Origin of the sequence: Pseudomonas sp. FP2300 (genome assembly GCF_030687595.1) — a bacterium.
Taxonomy (GTDB): Bacteria; Pseudomonadota; Gammaproteobacteria; order Pseudomonadales; family Pseudomonadaceae; genus Aquipseudomonas; species Aquipseudomonas bijieensis.
This window is the reverse complement of sequence record NZ_CP117440.1, coordinates 3,698,411-3,718,469: the sequence shown is the minus strand read 5'-3', so window position 1 is coordinate 3,718,469 and position 20,059 is coordinate 3,698,411. Positions and strand designations below refer to the sequence as shown.

Sequence of the window (20,059 nt, the reverse complement as noted above, 5' to 3'; positions counted from 1 at the left end):
ATTTGTGACCCACCACAGACCCCCTGTGGGAGCGAGCCTGCTCGCGAAAGCGGTGGGTCAGTCACCCTCGATGCTGCAGAACCGACGCCATCGCGAGCAGGCTCGCTCCCACAATGCCGGTGTTAGAGGTCCAGTACCAAGACTGGTGTCCTGGACCTGGAACAACACGGTGTGAACTGGTCGTTGCCGGCCTGTTCCGCCTCGGTCAGAAACATGTCCCGATGTTCCGGTACACCTTCCAGCACACGCGTCAGGCAGGTGCCGCATACACCTTGCTCGCAGGAAATCGGAATCTCGATGCCATGGCTCTCCAGTACCTGCACCACACTGCGGTCCGCCGGCACCTCGAACACTTGGCCGCTGCGGGCCAGCTTGACCGAAAAGCTGCCATCGGCGCGGGTATCGGTGGGGGCGGCGGCGAAGTATTCGCGGTGCAGGCAGGCTTCTTGCCAGCCCTGGCTCTTGGCTGTGTCGAGGATGTGCTGCATGAAACCACCGGGCCCGCACACGTAGAGGTGCAGGTCATCGCCGGGCGCGGCCAGGACCCTGGCGGCGTCCAGCTGGGTTTGCGGTTCTTCATCGAAATGCAGGAATACCCGGTCGGCGTAAGGGGATTGTCGCAGGCGCTCGACAAAGGCCGCGCGGTCCCGGGCGCGGGCGCAGTAATGCAGCTCGAACGTCGCACCGCTCTGGGCCAGGTGCTCGGCCATGCACAGGATCGGCGTAATACCGATGCCACCAGCGAACAACAAGCTGCGCCGGGCTTGCGGGGCGAGGGCGAACAGGTTGCGCGGTTCGCTGATGTGCAAGCGCATGCCTGGCTGGATCAGCTCATGCAGGCTGCGCGAACCACCGCGGGACGCCGGATCCTTGAGCACGCCGATGAGGTAGCGATGCCGTTCCTCGGGATGATTGCACAGCGAGTACTGGCGAATCAGCCCGCCGGGCAAATGCACGTCGATATGGGCGCCGGCGGTGAAGGCCGGCAACGGCTCGCCATCGACACGCGTCAGCTCGTAGCTGCAGATGTCGAGGGCTTCGTTGTGTCGCGCCGCGACCTGGACTTCGATCATGGCCGCTGCTCCGCCACTTGCGGTTGATGGCTGCTGGCGATCAAACCGGCCTGTGCTTCCCGTTCCCGTGCGATCCAGCGCTCCAGCACTCGACGGGACTGCACACCACCGGCATCGATGTTGAGCTTGAGCAAATTGCGTTGCGGATGATCCAGCAGGTTGCGCTGTTGGCGCTCGAGCATTTCCAGGTCTTCGCTGAAAATCTTGCCTTGGCCTTCGCGAATGGACGCGGTAAGGGCTTCATCCTGCGGTTGGAAATGTCGCGCCATGCCCCAGAAATACCAGATCGAGGTCTCGGTTTCCGGCGTGATGAAATCCACCACGATGCTCGATGCCTTGAATTGCGGCGCGGCGTGATAACCGCCGTTGCCGGCATGGGCGACACCCACTTCGATCAGTACATGGCTGGGCGGGGTGAAGCGGCAGATCTGCCAGCGGTCCACCGGCACATCGTCGGCCAGGTTGTTGCCGCGCAAGGCCATGCGCCAGAACGGCGGGGCCATGATGTTTTCCATGTGCCGGGCGGTAACCACTTCGTCACCTTCGACCGTGGTCACCGGCGGCGCCTCGTCGATTTCCTTCTGGCCGATGCTTGAGGCATGGACGTAGGTTTCGTGGGTCAGGTCCATCAGGTTGTCGATCATCAGGCGATAGTCGCACTGGATGTGGAACAGGCCTCCGCCATAGGCCCATTCATCGCTTTCGGCCCATTCCAGATGATGGATCAGCGCCGGGTCGGCCAACGCCTGGTCACCGGGCCAGACCCAGATGAATCCATGACGCTCCTGGACCGCAAAAGTCTTGTTGCAAGGGAACCCTCGTACCCGCTGCCCCGGCATCTCGACGGTCTTGCCGTCGCAGCCCATCACCAGACCGTGATAGCCGCACACCAGGTTGCCGTTGTCGACGTAACCCAGGGAGAGCGGGGCGCCGCGATGGGGGCAGAAATCTTCCACGGCCGCGACCTTGCCCTCCTGCCCGCGGTAAAAAACCATCTTCTCACCACAGATCTGGCGACCCAGGGGTTTGTCGGCGATTTCATCGGGGGTGCAGGCAACGTACCAGGCATTTTTGGGGTACATGACGGATCTCCAGGCGGATGTTGTTCTTATCTGTGGATCCATTAACTCTCTTAACTAATTTGCTTGTCAATTGTTTTGCTGGATTTGTGGATGATTGGTTATTTAGTGGATCCATTGATGCTGAATCGACGATTGCATCAAAACCGATAGGCCGCCGGCACCTGCGCTTCGATAAACCGCTGCATGTGCTCCAGAAAACTGGCTTGCAGCCTGGAAACCGGCCCCTGGATGGGCAGGAGCATGCTGAAGTCCATTTCTATCGCCGGTTCGAAGGCCCGGAAGACGATGCCCTGGCCCCGGTACTCGACGGCACTGATGGCATCCACCAGCGCCACGCCCAGACCTTGTTCGACGAACGCGCACATGGGCAACGAGAGCTGGGTTTCCAGGCGCAGCTCACGGTCTACGCCATGGGCGGCGAAGATGGCGTCGATGTGTTGGCGTGAGGCAATCGCCTGCGGGTAGGAAATGAACGGTTCGCCCTGCAGATCCTCTGGACGGATGGTTGCCTGGTCCTGCAAGCGATGGCCGGCCGGTAGGGCACAGAGCATGCGCGTTGCCAGCAATTTTTCGGCGCGGGGGCTCGGGTAAGTGTTGGGCAGCACGATCAGGCCCAGGTCGCAGCGCTGGCCCACCACCAGGTCCACCACTTCCCGGGACGAATGCACCACCAGCGATATCTGTACTTGATCGTGTTCAGCCATGAACGCGGCAATCGCCCGGGGCACGAATGACAAGCCCATGGCCGGTGCGCAGGCAATGTGCAGTGAGCCGCGCTTGAGCGTGCGGATGTCCTGGGCGGTCCGCGCGATGCGTTCCACGCCTAACAACGAGCGCTGCACTTCCTGATACAGGGTCATGGCCTCGGCGGTGGGTTGCAGCCGCCCCTTGACCCGGTCGAACAGGCTGAAACCGATGTCCTCTTCCAGGCTGGCGATCAGCCGGGTCGCCGCGGGTTGCGAGATGTGCAGCATTTCGGCGGCGCGGGTCACGGTCTGGCCCAGGATCACGGCGCGAAAAGCTTCCAGTTGACGGAGGTTCATAGTGCGCTTCCAGTCCATAACAAAAAGACATGAGATTGCCAAAATAAAGCATTTTTCAAGAGATTGTCATCGCCCTAGGATCGTCCACAACCGCTTTAACCAGCCACAGGGCCGGCACTTTACTAAGTGTAAGGCACCGAAAGCAGCGATAAGAGAGCCATGCAAAAAACTGATGTCATTGTCGTGGGGGGTGGCCTGGTGGGGATGTCCATCGCCTATGGGCTGGCCTTGCTCGGGCGCCGGGTGAGTGTGCTCGATGAAGGCGACGATGCCATTCGCGCGGCCCGAGGCAACTTTGGTCTGCTTTGGGTCCAGGGCAAGGGCTACCGCATGAGCCCATATGCGCAGTGGACGCGGGAATCGGTGGCGCTCTGGCCTCGGTTCGCCAAGGCGTTGCAAGCCGATACCGGCATCGACGTCCATTTGCGCCAACAGGGTGGGTTCCAGTTGTGCCTGAGCGATGGAGAAATGGCCGAGGAAAGCCGTCGGCTGGGTTGGCTGCGTGACGCCTTTGCCGGCGACTACCCCTTTGAATTGCTGGACGCTGCGCAACTACGCACCCGCTTGCCCGGTATCGGGCCAGACGTGGTGGGCGGCTGCTTTTCGCCCATGGACGGCCACGTCAACCCGCTCAAGCTGCTGCGCTCGCTCTACGCCGCCTGCCAGGCGCGCGGGGTCAAACTCATTAACGGCCATCACGTCGATGCTATCGACGCGGGTGCCACGGGCTTCGAACTGCGGGCTGGAGACCAGCGCTGGTCTGCTCGCCAGGTGGTGCTGGCCGCCGGCCTCGGCAATCGGGCGTTGGGGGCCAGGGTGGGGCTGGACGTGCCGGTGCAGCCAAACCGGGGGCAGATCCTGGTCACCGAGCGGCTTGAACCATTTCTACAGTACCCCACCACCTATGTCCGCCAGACCGATGAGGGCACGCTGCAACTGGGCGATTCCCACGAGTCAGCGGGCTTCGATGACGGCACCGGCAGCCAGGTCATGGCCGCTATTGCCCGGCGCGCGGTGCAGTGTTTTCCACGGTTGGGCCAGGTGCGCCTGGTGCGGGCCTGGGGGGCGCTGCGGGTGATGAGTGCCGATGGCTTTCCGATCTACGAAACGCCCCAGGGCTGCCCGGGGTTGTCGATTGTCAGCTGCCACAGCGGCGTGACGCTGGCCGCTGCCCATGCCTTGCGCCTGGCGCCGTGGATCGCCGGCGAATTCGATGACCCGGCGGTGAAGCCATTCGGGCTGCAACGTTTCAACCCGCAAGCAGAGGTGCGCCATGTCGGCTGACAGCCTGTTCCGGCCGCTGATCTTGGGAGATCACAGCGTGCAAATCGAATTCGAAGGCACGCCGCTCACGGTGCCCGCCGAGGTATCCCTGGCTGCGGCCCTGTTGGCCTGCGGCATTCGCCACACCCGCGAGAGCGCCATCAACGGTCGTGCCGGTGCGCCTTATTGCATGATGGGGGTGTGCTTCGAATGCCTGGTGGAGGTGGACGGACAAGCCAATACCCAGGCGTGCCTGGTGCCGGTACGTTGCGGCATGCGCGTGCGTCGCCAACGCGGAGCCGCTTGCCTGGCACCGTGGGAGGAGGGCGGCGATGAATAACGCAGTCATCGACCTGATCATCATCGGTGCTGGCCCGGCGGGAATGAGCGCTGCGCTCGAAGCCAGGGCTCATGGCCTGTCAGTGGTCGTGCTGGATGAACAGGCCAGCCCGGGCGGGCAGATTTATCGCCAGGTGCTCCAGGCTGACGTACGCAGCCGCGCCGTGTTGGGTGACGACTATGTTGCCGGGGCGAAATTGGCCGCCGACTTTTTGCAATGCGGTGCCCGCTATCTGCCTGGCGCGGCCATCTGGCAGGTGACGCCGCAGCGTCAGGTGCACTACTTGGTCGAGGGGCGCGCTGAAGTCTTGCAGGGGCGCCACCTGTTGATCGCCACCGGGGCCTTCGAGCGGCCGATGCCGATTCCCGGCTGGACCCTGCCGGGCGTCATGACCGCCGGAGCCGGGCAGATCTTGCTCAAAAGCGCGGCCATGGTGCCGGCCACGCCAGTGGTGCTGGCCGGCTGTGGTCCATTGCTCTACCTGCTGGCGGTGCAATACCTGCGCGCCGGGATCGCCCTTGAGGTCCTGGTGGACACCAGCCAGCGAAGCAATCTGCTACGGGCCTGGCGGGCAATTCCCGGTGCGCTGCGCGGTTGGCGCGACCTGCTCAAAGGGTTGAGGCTGCTGGCGGAGCTCAAGCGTGCCGGCGTCCGGCATTTTCGCAGCGCTTGCAACCTGCGGGTTGAAGGCACGGACCGGGCCTGCGCCTTGAGCTTCGACAGCCAAGGCCGCTCACAGCGCATTCACGCCGATTTGATCCTGCTGCATCAGGGGGTGGTGCCGAACACCCAGATCAGTTGGTCGTTGCGTCTGGAACATGACTGGAATGAACAACAATTGTGCTGGATTGTGCGCCGCAATCAATGGGGTGAAAGCAGCGTGCCGGGCATCTTCATCGCCGGTGACGGTGGCACCATCGGCGGGGCCCGGGTGGCGCAACTGGAGGGGCGCCTGGCTGCGTTGGCAATCGCTGGCCAGTCCGCGCAAGCGTCTTCCCTGCAACGGGCGTTAGGCCGCGCCCGCGCCATACGGCCGCTACTCGACATCCTGTATCGCCCCGGCATGCAAAATCGCATTCCCGCCGACGACGTCACGGTGTGCCGCTGCGAAGAAGTCAGTGCTGGCGACATCCGCCGTCATGTCGACCTGGGTTGCCTGGGCCCCAACCAGACCAAGGCCTTCGGTCGTTGCGGCATGGGCCCGTGCCAGGGGCGCCAGTGCGGTCTGAGCGTCACTGAAATCATCGCCGAACACCGCCAAGTATCACCCGCCGAGGTGGGCTATTACCGCATCCGTTCACCCCTCAAACCTATCACGCTCGCCCAATTGGCCGGCGAGCGTCTCTCCGTCGAGGAACCCACATGAGTATTCAACGCATCGAAAGCAACCCACGCCTGAGCCGCAGCGTCGTGCACAACGGCGTGGCCTGGCTCAGCGGCGTCGTCGCCACCGACTGCAGCCAGAACATCCAGGGCCAGACCCGTCAGGTGCTGCAACGGGTCGATGAACTGCTCGCCGCGTCGGGCAGCGACAAGCACAGGCTGCTCAGCGTGCAGATCTGGATGAAAGACATGGGGCGGGATTTCGCCGCCATGAACGCGCAGTGGAGCGAGTGGGTCGATGCCACGCAGACGCCAGCGCGAGCCACGGCCCAAGTGGCCTTCGATGACCCGCAGATTTTGCTGGAGCTGATTGTCACGGCGGCGGTCTGAGGCCGTCGGCCGGATCACCGTTGTGCTGTCACCGGGCAGGCGACCGCCAGAGTCATCGCCCGGGCTTGTTCACATTGCTGCTGCCATAACGGATGACTTCTATGGAGCGTCCGGAATCAATAACATCGCATCTGGAGCAACTGAATGAACGTTAAACGCATCGCCCTGAAACTGGGTCTCGTCTCGCTGCTGGCTTTCGGCGCGAACCTGCAAGCCGCCGAGTCATCGCTGCGCATCGGCATCGAGGCAGCTTACCCACCCTTCGCCTCGAAAACCCCGGACAACACCATCGTCGGCTTCGACTACGACATCGGCCAGGCGTTATGCGCCGAAATGAAGGTCCGTTGCATCTGGCAGGAACAGGAGTTCGACGGCTTGATTCCGGCGCTCAAGGTGAAAAAGGTCGACGCGGTGATTTCCTCCATGTCCATCACCCCCGAGCGGTTGAAGTCGGTGGACTTCAGCGACCGTTACTACCGGATCCCGGCGCGCCTGGTGTTTCGCAAGGGCAGCGGTATCAACGATATCCCGGCCCAGCTCAAAGGCAAGCGGATCGGGGTGCAGCGGGCGACCAACTTCGATCGTTATGTCACTGATCACTTTGCCCCGGCGGGCGCCGAGGTAGTGCGCTATGGTTCGCAGAACGAAATATTCCTCGACCTGTTGGGTGGGCGCCTGGACGCGACCATGGCCAGTTCGGTGGTGATCGACGAGAGCCTGCTCAAGCGTCCGGAGGGCAAGGACTTCGAATTTGTCGGGCCCAATTTCACCGAGGAACAATACTTCGGCACGGGCATCGGCATTGCGGTACGCAAGAACGATGCGTTGGCGAGCCGTTTCAATCAGGCGCTGGCGACCATTCGCGCCAACGGCACGTACGACAGGATTCGCCAGAAGTACTTTGATTTCGATATCTACGGCGAGTAAATCTCGGGGTGTTTTCGGCCCGCAGACATTGGCTTGCGGGCTGTCTTACCGGCTTGTTGCGGCACAACACGGAGTGATCCATGAAAACCAAAGCGGTACTCACTGAACAGGACGTTGAGCAATTGCTGGTGACGGCCAAGAAACTGGCGCACCAGCGTCAATGGGCGGTGTCGATCTGCGTGGTGGACGACGGTGGTCATCCCCTCGGGCTGTCGCGCCTGGACGATGCCTCGCCGTTATCGGCCTATATCGCCACCGAAAAAGCGCGCACCGCCGCCATGGGCCGGCGCGACAGCAAGGTCTTCGAAGACATGATCAACGGTGGCCGCTACGCTTTCCTCAGCGCCCCGCACCTGCAAGGCATGCTCGAAGGCGGCGTGACCATCCGCCACGACGGCCAGTGCATCGGCGCTATCGGTGTGTCCGGCGTCAAGGCCGAGCAGGATGCCGAACTGGCTCGTTTGGCGGTGGAGGCGGTGATTACTCCGGATGCCTGAGGCTTCGGTCGAGTCGCGAAGGCGGCCTGACAGCCGGCCTGGTTCTTGGTGGGACCGCGTTTCTCCTGTGGGAGCGAGCCTGCTCGCGATGGCGGTGGGTCAGTCAACAAATGTATTTACAGCCCCCGAACGCTTTCTCGAGCAAGCCCGTCTCCACCAAGGTTTGCACAAATCTTCCAGACACGCGCCTCATCAGCAGTTAATCTGCCAAGAGCACATTCACTGAACGGGACAGGGCATGACCGCGCGCAACTGGATCGATCTCAAGCAGGACGCCACGTCCGGCATCGAGACCGTGCGCGCGCATTTCGAGGGGCATGCCTACGATCCCCATTGGCATGACGCCTATCTGGTGGGCGTGACCGAACAGGGCGTGCAGCAGTTTCATTGCCGTCGCCAGCAGCACAACAGCACGCCGGGCAAAGTGTTCCTGCTTGAGCCCGGCGAGCTCCACGACGGCAATGCCCCTCACGCTCAAGGGTTTACCTACCGCACGTTGTACCTGGAGCCCCACTGGCTGGAGCGCGAGTTGCGCTCCTTGTTCGATGTGGCGCCGGACAATGCCCAGTTGGGGTTTGCTGCCACCCTGACTGACGATGCGCGGCTGGCGAATGCCACGGCCTTGGCCTTCCAGAGCTTGCATGAGCAGGAGATTCGCATCGTGCGCCAGACGGCCCTCGATACCCTGTTGGCCAACCTGACCCAACACCTGCAATGGCGCGCACGGATCAACCCCGACCCGCGCCTGCCATTGGTGGCGCAACAGGCCCGGGATTATCTGCATAGTCATCTGAGCGAAGACATCGGCCTGGATGACCTTGCGCGGGTCACCGGCGTGGATCGTTTCCGCCTGACCCGGGCGTTCAAGGCGGCTTTCGGCCTGGCGCCCCATGCCTATCTGATCCAGTTGCGCCTGGCCCGCGCCCGACGCCTGCTGGCCTGTGGCGAGAGCGCCGTGGCGGTGGCGGCCATGCTCGGTTTTGCCGACCAGAGCCACTTGGGCCGCTGGTTCCAGCGCGCCTACCGTTTGAGCCCGGCGGACTACCGCAAGCGCTGCTCAATTGTTCCAGACTGACCACGGTTTCGTGGGGATGATCAAGGCATCGATCATTCACCGAGAAGTCGCTTCATGGACCAGTTACTGCCGTTTGCCTTGTTCGCCTTTGTCGCCTCCATCACCCCGGGCCCGACCAATATCCTGGTACTGAGCCACAGCTCGCGCTTCGGCCTGGCAACCACCGTGCCGATCATCCTCGGTGCCTGCGCCGCGGCGGCTTTGCTGGTGTTGCTGGTGGGCACGGGATTGGGCGATTTACTGGCGCGCCACGCTACGGTGCAGACCGCGCTTTCATGGGCGGGCATTGCCTGGTTGAGCTGGATGGCCTGGCAGATTTTCAGCGCACCGGCCCAGGCCATCGACCCGGATCGGCCGGTCGAAGGCCCGCGTCTGGGCCTGGCAGGGGCCGCCGGATTGCAGTTGGTGAACCCCAAGACCTGGATGATGGCGTTGGCCGTGGTCAGCGTTTTTGCCGGCACCGAGGCCGACCGTACCGTGCGGGTACTCTGGCTGTCCCTGGCGTTTTTCGCCATTTCGATTCCATGCATGACCGTCTGGGCTTATCTGGGGCTTGGTGCGGCCCGGTTCTGTCGTTCCGCCGTAGCGATGGGGCGGTTCAACCGGGTCATGGCGGTGATGCTGCTGGTGTCGGCGTGGTTGACGTTGGTGATGTAGCTGCGACGTACCTTTATCACCCCGGGTACCGCAATCCCTTGCAACGGTTGGACGGTATCAAAACACAGTTGATTTGGAGAGCATCGGCCACGCCAGAACTCAAGGTGCGTTAGCGCTCGAACGAACAAACGACCCCAAGGAAGGAGGTCCAGCATGTCCACTCAAGATACCCACATCGATTTTATCCAGGCCAGGTTGCCCGTCTGGTTGAAGCGGGCCACACGGGCCCAGCAGAGACGTTTCAAAGTGCTCAGCCGGCAATTGCAGCGCGACAGTGATGCGCTCAATGCACTGCTCACCGACCTGCCGGGGCCCTATGCGTTCACCCTCGATCGGCTCAAGACCCAGCCGCAAGTACAGGATTGGAACCAGGTGATTGGCACCGTCACTGTGGCGGATGCGGTACGCCGGGCCAAGGTCAGGCGAAGTTCCTTCATCACCGACCCCTCGCTGTCGGTGATCGAGGCGGCCATGCGCAATTACCCTCCCGCCGACGCGGTTGTCGGCAGCGATTTCGATAACAAGGGCGAACTTTTCATCCAGGGCCAGCGAGGGGAGTTCTCTCTAGGGGACGCCTCGTCGGACACCGCGACACTGGCCACGACCCCGGCCAGTTTCGCCAGCCTCTGTCGCCGCATGGATGTGGGCGGAGCCTATCGACAGTTGCTCGAACACAAGATGCCTCGTATTGCCAATGAGGTGCCCGCGATTGCAAAGGCCTACATGGCGTACGCACGCAGCCAGCTCGCCTATGACGCCTACGAAGCCAGGCTGGATGGGCGCCTGGATGAAACCGGTGAACGCTTGCTGGCCCACGTGGGCGTTCATCTTGAAGAGCGGCCCGTCGCTTCCCTTGCCTGCGAGGTCAAGGTGCTGGAGTTGCTCTCGGCGCCCTTGTTCGGTGTGCGGGTGTACTGGGGGCTGAAGGGCGACGTCCATGGCGTTCGCCCGATCGTCTTGCACATGCCCCATGACACCGTGGCGCCGCTCAAGCAGTTCCCAAGCCTGCAGGCGCTGTCGGCGGAGCTCACCGAACGGGTGCGCAAACGCCGCTATCGCCAGGGCCTGATGCATTACCTCCCGTTGCGTCTGCAGACCAGCCTGGGCACGGCGCTGCACGATCAAGTGGAATGGACGGTGACGGACAACCTCAATCTCTTCCAGGAAATTTATGCGCGCATCACCGGTTGGCGCGAGGGTGAGCGGGGCGAGGATGGCAGCCACCGGCGCATCCGGATACCCACGCCCAAGGTGGCCTGGGGCCTGAAGGACCTGCGTGAGGACCATTGGCACGCCTGCTATCACGAGTGGCGCGGCCACGCCCTGGCCAACGCCTCGGCGCTGATGGTCCCGACGCGGGACCAGGACTGGCGCGCGCTGCTGGCTCGCATCGACTATTGGGAGAGTCTTATCGAGCGTTCGCTGATGGTCGCCGCGACCTTCTTCCCGTTTTGCGCGCCTATCGGCATGACCGCCGCGGCGGTCGGTGGCGTGCGCCTGGTGTACGAAATCTTCGAAGGCATCCAGGCATTCAATGAAGGCCACGCGCAAGAAGGGATCGAGCATATCTTCAACGTGCTGTTCGGGGTCGCTCAAGGCGCTTACCTGGGATTCGTCGGTGGGGCCATTGAACCCATGCCGGTGAGTGACGGCACTACGCGCCTGTGGAATGGCGACATCAGTGCCTTCGAAGCGCAACGCTTGCCCCCCGTGGAGGCCGAGCAGGACGCCTGGGGTGTCTGGCGCACGACAGACGAGGCGTGGGTGCGTATCGAGGACCGCTATTTCGAAGTGCAGGGCACCAAGGACGCTTTGAACCTGCGCCTGCCGGCCGGGCACCGAGGTGTGAGGCCGCCGCTGGAGTGGAGCCGTGCCCGCGGCTGGCAGTGGGCCCATCGCAATCCGTTGCAGCGAGATAGCCTGGCGTTGTTGCGTGCCTTTGCCGAGACGCCCGCCGAGCTGAACGACAACGCGCTCCTGGCCTTGCAACGGCAGGTTGGCATCAGCGAGGCGCACCTGCGCTACCTGCAAGTCGAGGGCCAACCGATGCCGGCGATATTGGCCGATGCCTTGGATGAGGCGCGGAACTGGCAAGGGCTGCGGCAGGCCATTGGACGCCTGCGCCGGGGCGAAGCGCCGGGGGGCACGCATTTTCGCATCGCTCAGACCCTCGTCGATCTACCGGGATGGCCCGAAGGCTTGACGTTGCGCTACCACGATGGCGTGAGGCTCTACCCGGTGGGTGACATCGCCGACACGCGCTTCTTGTTGTTGAGCAAAACGGACCTGGAGCACGACGCCTGGGCGGCCCGCATCCTGGGAAACTTGAGCATGGACGAGCAGAGTGTGCTGCTCGGGCAACGCAGTTTCGGCCTGCTCCCGTTGGAGCGCAGTCGCTTGTTGGCCGGACGCTGGGCCGGGTACCTGGAGCGCAATGCCACGCGGGTGAGCGCGGCCATGGCTCGTCACATCGGGCGCGATCCCTTGGCCGTTGCGGTGACCCGGACTTTTCCGAGTCTGACCGAATCCATCGCCAACGAGCTGGTCCACGAGATTTCAGGTCATGATCGGTTGCGTTTGCTCGAAGGCAAGGTGAGCGAGAACCTGGGCAAACAGTGTGCCGAAGCCTTGCGCGAGCTGCGCCTGACTCGTGCCCTGCGTGCCCTGGAGCGCGGCGAAAGCACCGTGGATCGTGACCGCATCGTCATCGGCCTGCTGGGCAATGCGTCCCGGTTGCAAGGCCGCGTGCATCTGCGTCTTTGGCTGCGCGAGCTGCACGACCCGATAACGCTGGGGAAGGATGGCCCCTTGAAAACCATTCGCCAGGAAGGCGAAAAATATCGCCCCTTTGACGAAACCGGCGAAGAACTGGCAGGGGCCATGAGCCTGGAGGACGCGCTGCTGAGGGCATTGTCGGACGACGCGCGCCAGGCGCTGGGCCTGAATATCTGGGAGGCGGATAAGCTTCGGACCCAATTACTTGCACAGGCCCTGGATGATCGGCAAGGCCTGCGCCCCTATCTGTCGATGAGGCGCCAGGGCAGCGTCGGATCTCGGCCGCAATGGTTGAACGGGCACTTGGTGTATCCCCTCAGCGGTCGTGGCAGGCTACCGCTGCAAGTCTGGCGCGGCAGCCTGGAGCAGCGTCTCGAGCGGCTCTATCCCAGCCATGGAGGGCAAAGTCTCGCACAGCTACGGGCGAGCCTGACCGAACAGGCCGAGCGCCAAGGCATCAGCCTGGGCGAGTTGGTCGGCCAGTTGGAAAACGAATGGACCACGTTGGACGATGGACTGCGCCAGTGGGTGGACCATGAAGGTTTCCACCATCCCAACGAACAGCAGCACGACCGTGAGACCCTGGTTGGGCAACGCCATGCCATCGCCAGGGAACTGCGCCGTGCCTGGCAGCGTACACCTGATCCGGGACAGGAGGGCAGCGAACTGGCACTGCGCCTGAGGTCTTTCGACGTGGGCCGGTTGCCCCCCATCAGCGCGCGTTTCGAGCATATCCGCTCGTTGGTGCTGAGCCATATGGCCCTTAGCGAGGACCCGTCGGACTTCCTGAGGCTGTTCCCCAACATCGACACGTTGCACCTGACGGGCAATCAGCTCACCACGATCCCGGTGGCGGCAGGCGAGTTACGTTTTCTAGTGGAACTGTCAATGGACAGCAATCCGCTCCATCTGAACGAGAATGTCTTCACGCCGTTGACCGGAGTTGAACCCGCTAGCCGTATATGGACCCTGGGTCTGTCAGGGATCAGTAGCGGCCCGGAGACGGGAACCAGTGCGCAGGTGATCGCTGCCATTGACAGCCTGGCCGCGCTGCCGGAACTGCGGGAAGTGGTATGGGCCGATAACCTGCATTTCACGCCCGAGCAGTTGCAGGCGCTGACCCGGTTGCCGGATTTGCGAGCGCTGGAGCTGTCGCGCTGTGGCCTGCGCCTGGATGAGGAGGGCAGTGCGTTTCTGCGTACCGCGACGCGTTTGGAAGACCTGCGCCTGAGCGAAAACAGCTGCAGGGACCTGCCCGACTTGCCGGAGCTTACGAACCTGTCCGAGCTGGAACTGGCCAGGACCGGACTCGATCGGGTGCCCGCATTGGCATTGGCGGTGCTCTCCAGGCATTCGTCCGATGGATTCGTCCTCGATCTTCGAGGCAACCGCATCACCAATATCCAGGATGACTTGCTTCCCTTGCTCAACAGCTTGCCAGATCGGGACTCACCGGACATATGGCTTGATGACAATCCATTATCCAGTGTTCAGATCCAGGCCCTTCGCGCCATATTTCCCGAGTCTTTCCAGTACACCGTCGATGACTGGCTCTATATTTCACCGAACCTGCAGAGAGCGCTGGAAGTCGCCCGCGACGATCCCGGGATGCGGAATTTCATCGACTGGTTCTCCGCCGGCATCCGCAACACCGATGCCCAGACGCCTGTCGGGTTGTCTTTCGGTGATCGCCGGCGGGCGGCCGCCGTCTTGCAACACTACATCGGCTACCAGAACACTCACGACCCACTCCCGATGCTGGTGGGCGATTTCGACCAGCAATTACGGCAACTGCGCACGCGCCTGCAAGCGCGCATCCTGGACCGGCACACGCCAGACCTTGCTGAGCTGGAGATGCACTTTTCGTTGTTCGAATCGGTGATGCGCGCTCGTCTCGCTCGACAAGGCGTGCCTTATGCCAGTTTCATGGCCGAGCATTACGCCTATTGGAACCATACCCTGACGGAGCGCTACCCCGACCTGGTGCAGCGCCAGGCGTACCTGACCCGGGAGGCGTTCATCGACTGGCTCAGCGATGCCCAGGACACCTTCAACAGCAATGACCAAACCCCGCGAGTGGGAGAAATGACCTGGCGACCGTATCTGGGGTTGATGTCCCGGGAGTGGTCCGAAGGACTGGCTTTCTGGGAAAGGCTGGATGACGACCTGGTGGACGCCTTCAGCGCACCGGTGAGTCCGTCCCGTTGGCCGCAAGTGATGCTGGACAATCTGGTGCAGCCGGACGCCCAGCTACCCAGCCCACTGGAATCCGTCACCCAAGGCGACCGGATCGTCTGGCGCCGCGTGGGGCTCGAGGCCGTGGCGGATGTGGATTGGGCAGCAGGCCGGCCGGTGATGCTCACCGAAGACCAACTGCGGCGGACCATGGCGATCTACCGCTCGGTCAAGAGCCGGGAGGTCGAGTCGCTGGTGCGCAGGATCACCACGAACCTGGTCAGCGCGTGGTGGGCACCGGGATCGCTATAAACCAGGCGCCGTGGCCTTGAAGATCAACGCCTTCAGGCCACACTCGGGGTCGATGTCCGGAAATTCCGGCGGATTGTCCAGGCGCGCTTCGAACACCAGCCCGGGCGCTTCGCGGATCACCCCATCGATAAGGAAATCCGGGCCGGTGGCCGGATCGTTGCTGCAAGCCAGGACCGTGCCGTCGGCGGCCAGCAGTTCCGGCAGGCGGCGCAGGACCCGCTGGTAGTCCTTGGTCAACAGGAAACTGCCTTTCTGGAAGGTTGGCGGGTCGATGATCACCAGGTCGTAGGGCCCGCTGTTGATCACCTTGCCCCAGGATTTGAACAGGTCGTGGCCGAGGAAACTCACCTGGCTCAAGTCATGGCCGTTCAAGCGATGGTTGTCGCGGCCACGACTCAAGGCCGCGCGGGACATGTCCAGGTTCACCACATGCCGGGCGCCGCCGGCGATGGCCGCCACCGAAAAGCCGCAGGTGTAGGCGAACAGGTTCAACACGCGCTTGCCCTTGGCGTTTACCCGCACCCAGTCGCGGCCGTAGCGCATGTCGAGGAACAGGCCGTTGTTCTGCTTTTTGCCCAGGTCGATCCGGTAGCGCAGGCCACCTTCAGTCAGGGTCCATTCATCGATGGGCTGGCCCACCAGCCATTGGGTGAGGCTTTGTGGCAGGTAGCGGTGCTGCATCGCTAGCGTATGGGCCTTGCTGTGCTGCCAGGCCGGCGACGTGGCGAGCGCCAGCAGCATTGCGTTCAAATCGTCCAGATGCGTGGGGTCCGGTTCCTTGAACAGCGACACCAGCACTATCCCTTGCAACCAGTCGACAGTGACCTGTTCCAGGCCCTGCCAGCAGCGCCCGCGGCCATGGAACAGGCGACGGGTTTCTTCGGGCACTGATTCCAGGGCTGTCAGCAAGTGGTCGTGAAGGGTTTGAAGGGCTACGCAATTCATTCAGGCAACGCCAGGGATTCGAAAGGCCGGCATTTTAACCTGTGGCGAGGGAGCTTGCTCCCGTTCAGTTGCGCAGCAACTGCCTGTTTCAACCTCCACTGGTAGCCAGAATACTCGCCACCTGTTGCGGCTGACAATTGAGATAGGCCGAACGCTTGAGCCAGCCCGGGTCCGGGTACCAGGAAAACATGAACTGGCCGCCCTTGAGCTTGTCGATCACCTGGCGTGCCACCTGCGGGCGCACGGCCGGGCAACCCTGGCTGCGTCCGATGCGTCCCTGGCGCGCGCTCCACAACGGGTTCACGTAGTCGGCGGCATGGATCACGATCGCCCGATCACGGGCCAGGTCATTGAAGCCCGGTTCCAGGCCGTCCATGCGCAGCGAATAGCCGTGGGTGCCCTGGTAGCTTTCCTGGGTGCGAAACAGGCCCAGGCTGGATTGGTAACTGCCCAGGCGATTGGAAAACTGCGTGGCGAAGTTTTCCCCGGATTTCTGCCCATGGGCCACCAGGTCACGCAAGACCAGCTTCTTCTGGCGCAGGTCGAAGATCCACAGGCGACGGGCCGTGGAGGGCTGCGAGTAGTCGATGACCGCCAGGTGGCGGGCCTGGCTGGCGCCATTGGCGACCGCGCACTGCATGGCGCTCAAGGCACTTTTGAGTGCCAGGGGATTGAGTTCCGGCGCTGCCTGGGCGAGGCTGTGATAAAGCGTTTGCGGCTTTGCCTTTTTTTCCGCCAGCGCCGGGCTGCAAATGACGCCCAGGCCCAGCATGACCAGGCAAAGTCGGCGCAAAAAGCCCTGTACAGGCGAAGCATTTCCAGCGTGGTGTTCGTTCGCGGCATCCCGTCCGGTTTCGTTTGTCTGCATGATGGCGGGTCGTACCTGTCGCAAAATTCACCGTCAACGAGACGGCCATGGATTGGAGTAAAGCAGTTGTTCAAAAAGTCCGCATGTTACCTGAGCCTTTTATTGCTCACTGCGCCATTGGTCGCGACAGCCGAAGACAGCGATCCGGCGCTCGTGCAGACCACACTGGCGCAACTGGCGGTCGCGTGCCCGGACGTCGCGGCGGGTGCCAGCTTTCCGACGGTGCTCGACTTGCAGGCGTTCTATCAGCAAAACGCAGGCCAGGAAGTCTGGTCGGACGACGAACGACGGGGGGCGTTGCAGGTCCAGTTGCAGCAACTGGCCGATGACGGCTTGGATCCGGCCCGCTATAACCTGCCGGTCGCGGGCACAGCCCAAGGTCCTCATTGCGCCGACATCGCCATCAGCCAGCGCTATCTGCAAGCCTTGCATGACCTGCGTTTCGGTTACCTGCCTCAAGACCGGCTGGAGCCGGTGTGGAAGGCCAACCCACCGCCACAGGATCACCCGGCCGTGGTGCTGGCGATCGCCGGGCTGGGCCGGCAGAATCTGGCCGATGCCTTTGAACAGGCACGGCCGAACCTGGACCTCTACCGCAACCTGCGCGGCCTCTATGCCCGACTGCGGCAACAACCTTTAGCCGAATGGCAAGCGGTGCCGGGCGGGCCGTTGCTGCAACCGGACAAACAGGACGCCCGCGTACCTGCCCTCGCTCAACGACTGTTCAACGAGGGTTACCTGAGTACGCCGCCGCAGGTGAGCGACGAGCACTACAGCCCCATACTGGTGGAGGCGATGAAGAGTTTCCAGGCCCAGCATTCGTTGCAGGCCGATGGCGTGGTGGGACCGTGGACCGTCACCGAGCTGAACATCAGCCCGGCCATGCGCCGCGAGCAGTTGCGCATCAACCTGGAGCGCATGCGCTGGCTGGCCCAGGACGTGGAAAACGACAGTGTCCTGGTCAACGTGGCCGCGGCGCAATTGACGGTCTACCAGGGCGGCGCGCCGGTCTGGCAAACCCGCACCCAGGTGGGTCGTGCGCAACGGCAGACGCCGTTGCTCAAATCCCACGTCACCCGCCTGACGCTCAACCCGACCTGGACCATTCCGCCGACCATCATGCGTGAAGACAAACTGCCCGAGATCCGCCGAGATCCGGAGTTTCTCAGCCGCCACAACCTGCGGATCCTCGATGGCGATGGCTTGCCGTTGCTGGCGGAGGACATCGACTGGGAGCACCCGGGCAACCTCATGTTGCGCCAGGACCCTGGTCCGAAGAACCCGTTGGGCAAAATGGCGATCCGTTTTCCCAATCCGTTCTCGGTGTACCTGCATGACACACCGAGCCAAGCGTTGTTCAGCAAGGGCCCGCGAGCTTTCAGTTCAGGCTGCGTGCGGATCGAGCAAGTGATGCACCTGCGCGACCTGCTGGTCAGCCCCGCCGAACGGGCACGCACCGACACGTTGCTGGCCAGCGAGGCGACCCATGAATTCAGGCTGGCCCGGCCCGTGCCGATCCTGCTGGGCTACTGGACGGCACAAGCGGACAGCCAGGGCCAGGCGGTGTACGTCCCGGATATCTACGGGCGTGACGCGACACTGTCTGCCGCCCGTGGTCGCGCGCTCTGAGCTCAGGCGCACGCCGTCGCGGGCGCGTGGGTGGTTTCGTCGAGCGTGGCGAACAAGCGCTGGCCGATAGCGTCGGCGGCCTGCAGATGCTGCTGCGGATCGGCGGTTTCCGAGTCGAACAGAAGCTGGGAACTCACCACCCGGGCGCCGCAATAACCGAAAATGCCATGGTCGATCTGCGTGGTCATGGCCTCACCGTAGCCGTGGCGCTGGAAGCTGTCGGCATCGGCACCACCGACGCCCACCAGATGGACCCGCAAGTGCTGCAGCTTCTGGATAAACGGCTTGTCCAGGCTGAAATCGAACGCCCAGCCGTTGGAAAACACCCGGTCGATCCAGCCCTTGAGCAATGCCGGCATGGACCACCAGTAAATCGGGTAGACCAATACCAGCGCGTCGGCACGGTCGATTCTGGCTTGTTCGGCCAGCACATCCGCGGGCGGCAAGGCCTTGCGGTGGTGGACGGCGTGGTCGGCAAAGCTGAAGCGCGGTTCGAAGCCTTCGGCGGCCAGGTCGGCGATCTCGAACGTATCGACGGGGTTGGCTCGGGTGATGCCTTCGGCGATTTTCCCGGCCAGGCTGCGGGTGAGGGAGCGCGGATCGTGGTGAGCCACAACGATGAGTGCATGCATGGCGAAACTCCTTCTGGTCACGAGGTCTGGAAGACCGGTATGCTTAAGTTACGCTTAGTAAGTTACGGTTGGTAAAGTTAGCATGTCAAGTACCGAAGAACATCCGCAGTCTTCACCTCGTCGCCGTTTGTCCCGGCATGACCGCCAGCGACAATTGCTCGATGTCGCCTGGCGACTGGTGCGGGAGGAGGGTAGCGATGCCCTGACATTGGCCCGGCTGGCGGACCAGGCGGGGGTGACCAAGCCCATTGTCTACGACCATTTCATTACCCGGTCCGGGTTGCTGGCGGCGCTTTACCAGGATTTCGACGCCCGTCAGACCGCATTGATGGATGCGGCCCTCGACGCGAGCGAGGCCACCCTGCAAAGCCGCGCGGCGGTAATCGCTTCTTCCTACGTCGAGTGCGTGCTGTTGCAAGGCCGAGAGATTCCCGGGGTGATCGCAGCACTGACCAGTTCGCCGGAACTGGAGCGTATCAAGCGCGAGTACGAGGGCATTTTCCTCGACAAGTGCCGCGCCGTGCTGGAGCCGTTCGCCGGCACGAAAGGCATCACCCAGGCCGGCTTGCGGGCGATGCTCGGGGCGGCGGAAGCACTGTCCAATGCCGCCGCGACTGGGGAAATCAGCGCTGCCGAGGCAAAAGAAGAACTGCTGGCCAGTATCGTGGCGATGGTGGCCAGGACCGCCGATAACCCTTCAAGTTGACCCACCGCTATCGCGAGCAGGCTTGCTCCCACAGAGGATCCCGGATGCATGCGGATCCTGAGGTCACCAAAATTAACGGTGGGAGCGGGCTTGCTCGCGATAGTGCAGCCCGGTCAACACCTCGGTTCAGGATTGGTCGGGGTGTTCGAACGACTGCACTTTTATGAAGCCGCAGGCAGGGTGATCGCACCATCGCAAGGCAGTGGGTGGTGCTTGGGAAAGGGGGGCGGGCGCCGGTCGGCTTGTGGTGTTAGAACTGGCGTCTTCGCGGGCAAGCCCGCTCCCACAGGGGGGACAGCGGTGAACGCGCTGCCATGAGTAGGGGCTGGGCGAAGTTTGGCACGCTC

The 20,059-nt window shown here is 63.0% G+C and carries 17 protein-coding genes; 11 read left to right on the top strand and 6 right to left on the bottom strand.

What is annotated here, in order from left to right; translation table 11 throughout:
* Positions 1-122: 122 nt before the first annotated feature.
* The 3 genes from PSH86_RS16455 to PSH86_RS16445 all read right to left on the bottom strand — a co-directional run bounded on the left by PSH86_RS16455 (position 123) and on the right by PSH86_RS16445 (position 3,198).
* A complete protein-coding gene (locus PSH86_RS16455) occupies positions 123-1,073 on the bottom strand; it encodes a PDR/VanB family oxidoreductase (protein ID WP_109754174.1) in 951 nt (316 codons plus the stop codon).
* Positions 1,070-2,155: an aromatic ring-hydroxylating dioxygenase subunit alpha gene (locus PSH86_RS16450; protein ID WP_249015069.1), complete on the bottom strand. Its 1,086-nt coding sequence runs from the start codon at positions 2,153-2,155 to the stop codon at positions 1,070-1,072. The genes PSH86_RS16455 and PSH86_RS16450 overlap by 4 nt, the downstream gene beginning before the upstream one ends.
* A 137-nt stretch (positions 2,156-2,292) precedes the next feature.
* Positions 2,293-3,198, bottom strand: a complete 906-nt coding sequence (locus tag PSH86_RS16445) for a LysR substrate-binding domain-containing protein (protein WP_163858529.1) — start codon at positions 3,196-3,198, stop codon at positions 2,293-2,295.
* A gap of 159 nt (positions 3,199-3,357) precedes the next feature.
* Between PSH86_RS16445 and PSH86_RS16440 the strand changes: the two genes are divergently transcribed.
* From PSH86_RS16440 to PSH86_RS16400, 9 genes are all read left to right on the top strand, one after another.
* A complete protein-coding gene (locus PSH86_RS16440) occupies positions 3,358-4,482 on the top strand; it encodes an FAD-binding oxidoreductase (RefSeq protein WP_109754171.1) in 1,125 nt (374 codons plus the stop codon).
* On the top strand, positions 4,472-4,801 hold the full coding sequence (locus tag PSH86_RS16435; protein WP_116832492.1) for a (2Fe-2S)-binding protein: 330 nt from the start codon (positions 4,472-4,474) through the stop codon (positions 4,799-4,801). The genes PSH86_RS16440 and PSH86_RS16435 overlap by 11 nt, the downstream gene beginning before the upstream one ends.
* The gene (locus PSH86_RS16430) at positions 4,794-6,167 is read left to right on the top strand and encodes an NAD(P)/FAD-dependent oxidoreductase (protein ID WP_305483744.1); all 1,374 of its coding nucleotides are present in this window, start codon (positions 4,794-4,796) and stop codon (positions 6,165-6,167) included. Before PSH86_RS16435 ends, PSH86_RS16430 begins: the two co-directional genes overlap by 8 nt.
* Complete coding sequence (locus PSH86_RS16425; RefSeq protein ID WP_109754168.1) at positions 6,164-6,514, top strand: RidA family protein; 351 nt, start codon at positions 6,164-6,166, stop codon at positions 6,512-6,514. Before PSH86_RS16430 ends, PSH86_RS16425 begins: the two co-directional genes overlap by 4 nt.
* Positions 6,515-6,658: 144 nt before the next feature.
* Positions 6,659-7,441 carry an ABC transporter substrate-binding protein gene (locus PSH86_RS16420; protein WP_109754167.1) on the top strand — a complete coding sequence of 261 codons (783 nt, stop codon included), beginning with the start codon at positions 6,659-6,661 and terminating at the stop codon, positions 7,439-7,441.
* A gap of 80 nt (positions 7,442-7,521) precedes the next feature.
* A complete protein-coding gene (locus PSH86_RS16415; RefSeq protein WP_109754166.1) occupies positions 7,522-7,938 on the top strand; it encodes a heme-binding protein in 417 nt (138 codons plus the stop codon).
* A 238-nt stretch (positions 7,939-8,176) separates the two neighbouring features.
* Positions 8,177-9,013: an AraC family transcriptional regulator gene (locus tag PSH86_RS16410; RefSeq protein WP_109754165.1), complete on the top strand. Its 837-nt coding sequence runs from the start codon at positions 8,177-8,179 to the stop codon at positions 9,011-9,013.
* 54 nt (positions 9,014-9,067) lie between these two features.
* A complete protein-coding gene (locus PSH86_RS16405) occupies positions 9,068-9,670 on the top strand; it encodes a LysE family translocator (protein ID WP_163858537.1) in 603 nt (200 codons plus the stop codon).
* Positions 9,671-9,823: 153 nt separating this feature from the next.
* The gene (locus PSH86_RS16400) at positions 9,824-14,932 is read left to right on the top strand and encodes a dermonecrotic toxin domain-containing protein (protein WP_305483743.1); all 5,109 of its coding nucleotides are present in this window, start codon (positions 9,824-9,826) and stop codon (positions 14,930-14,932) included.
* Here the strand turns inward: PSH86_RS16400 and PSH86_RS16395 are convergent.
* Positions 14,927-15,877 carry a class I SAM-dependent methyltransferase gene (locus PSH86_RS16395; protein WP_109754162.1) on the bottom strand — a complete coding sequence of 317 codons (951 nt, stop codon included), beginning with the start codon at positions 15,875-15,877 and terminating at the stop codon, positions 14,927-14,929. The genes PSH86_RS16400 and PSH86_RS16395 overlap by 6 nt on opposite strands.
* 88 nt (positions 15,878-15,965) lie before the next feature.
* Positions 15,966-16,649: a murein L,D-transpeptidase catalytic domain family protein gene (locus PSH86_RS16390; protein ID WP_116834227.1), complete on the bottom strand. Its 684-nt coding sequence runs from the start codon at positions 16,647-16,649 to the stop codon at positions 15,966-15,968.
* A 162-nt stretch (positions 16,650-16,811) separates the two neighbouring features.
* On the opposite strand from PSH86_RS16390, the gene PSH86_RS16385 reads away from it, so the two are divergent.
* Entirely contained in the window at positions 16,812-18,374 is a 1,563-nt protein-coding gene (locus PSH86_RS16385; RefSeq protein WP_109754161.1) for a murein L,D-transpeptidase, read from the top strand.
* A 2-nt stretch (positions 18,375-18,376) separates the two neighbouring features.
* Here PSH86_RS16385 and PSH86_RS16380 read toward each other — a convergent pair whose 3' ends face one another.
* A complete protein-coding gene (locus PSH86_RS16380) occupies positions 18,377-19,006 on the bottom strand; it encodes an NAD(P)H-dependent oxidoreductase (protein ID WP_305483742.1) in 630 nt (209 codons plus the stop codon).
* A gap of 82 nt (positions 19,007-19,088) precedes the next feature.
* On the opposite strand from PSH86_RS16380, the gene PSH86_RS16375 reads away from it, so the two are divergent.
* Positions 19,089-19,712: a TetR/AcrR family transcriptional regulator gene (locus PSH86_RS16375; RefSeq protein WP_109754159.1), complete on the top strand. Its 624-nt coding sequence runs from the start codon at positions 19,089-19,091 to the stop codon at positions 19,710-19,712.
* The last annotated feature ends 347 nt before the right edge of the window (positions 19,713-20,059 follow it).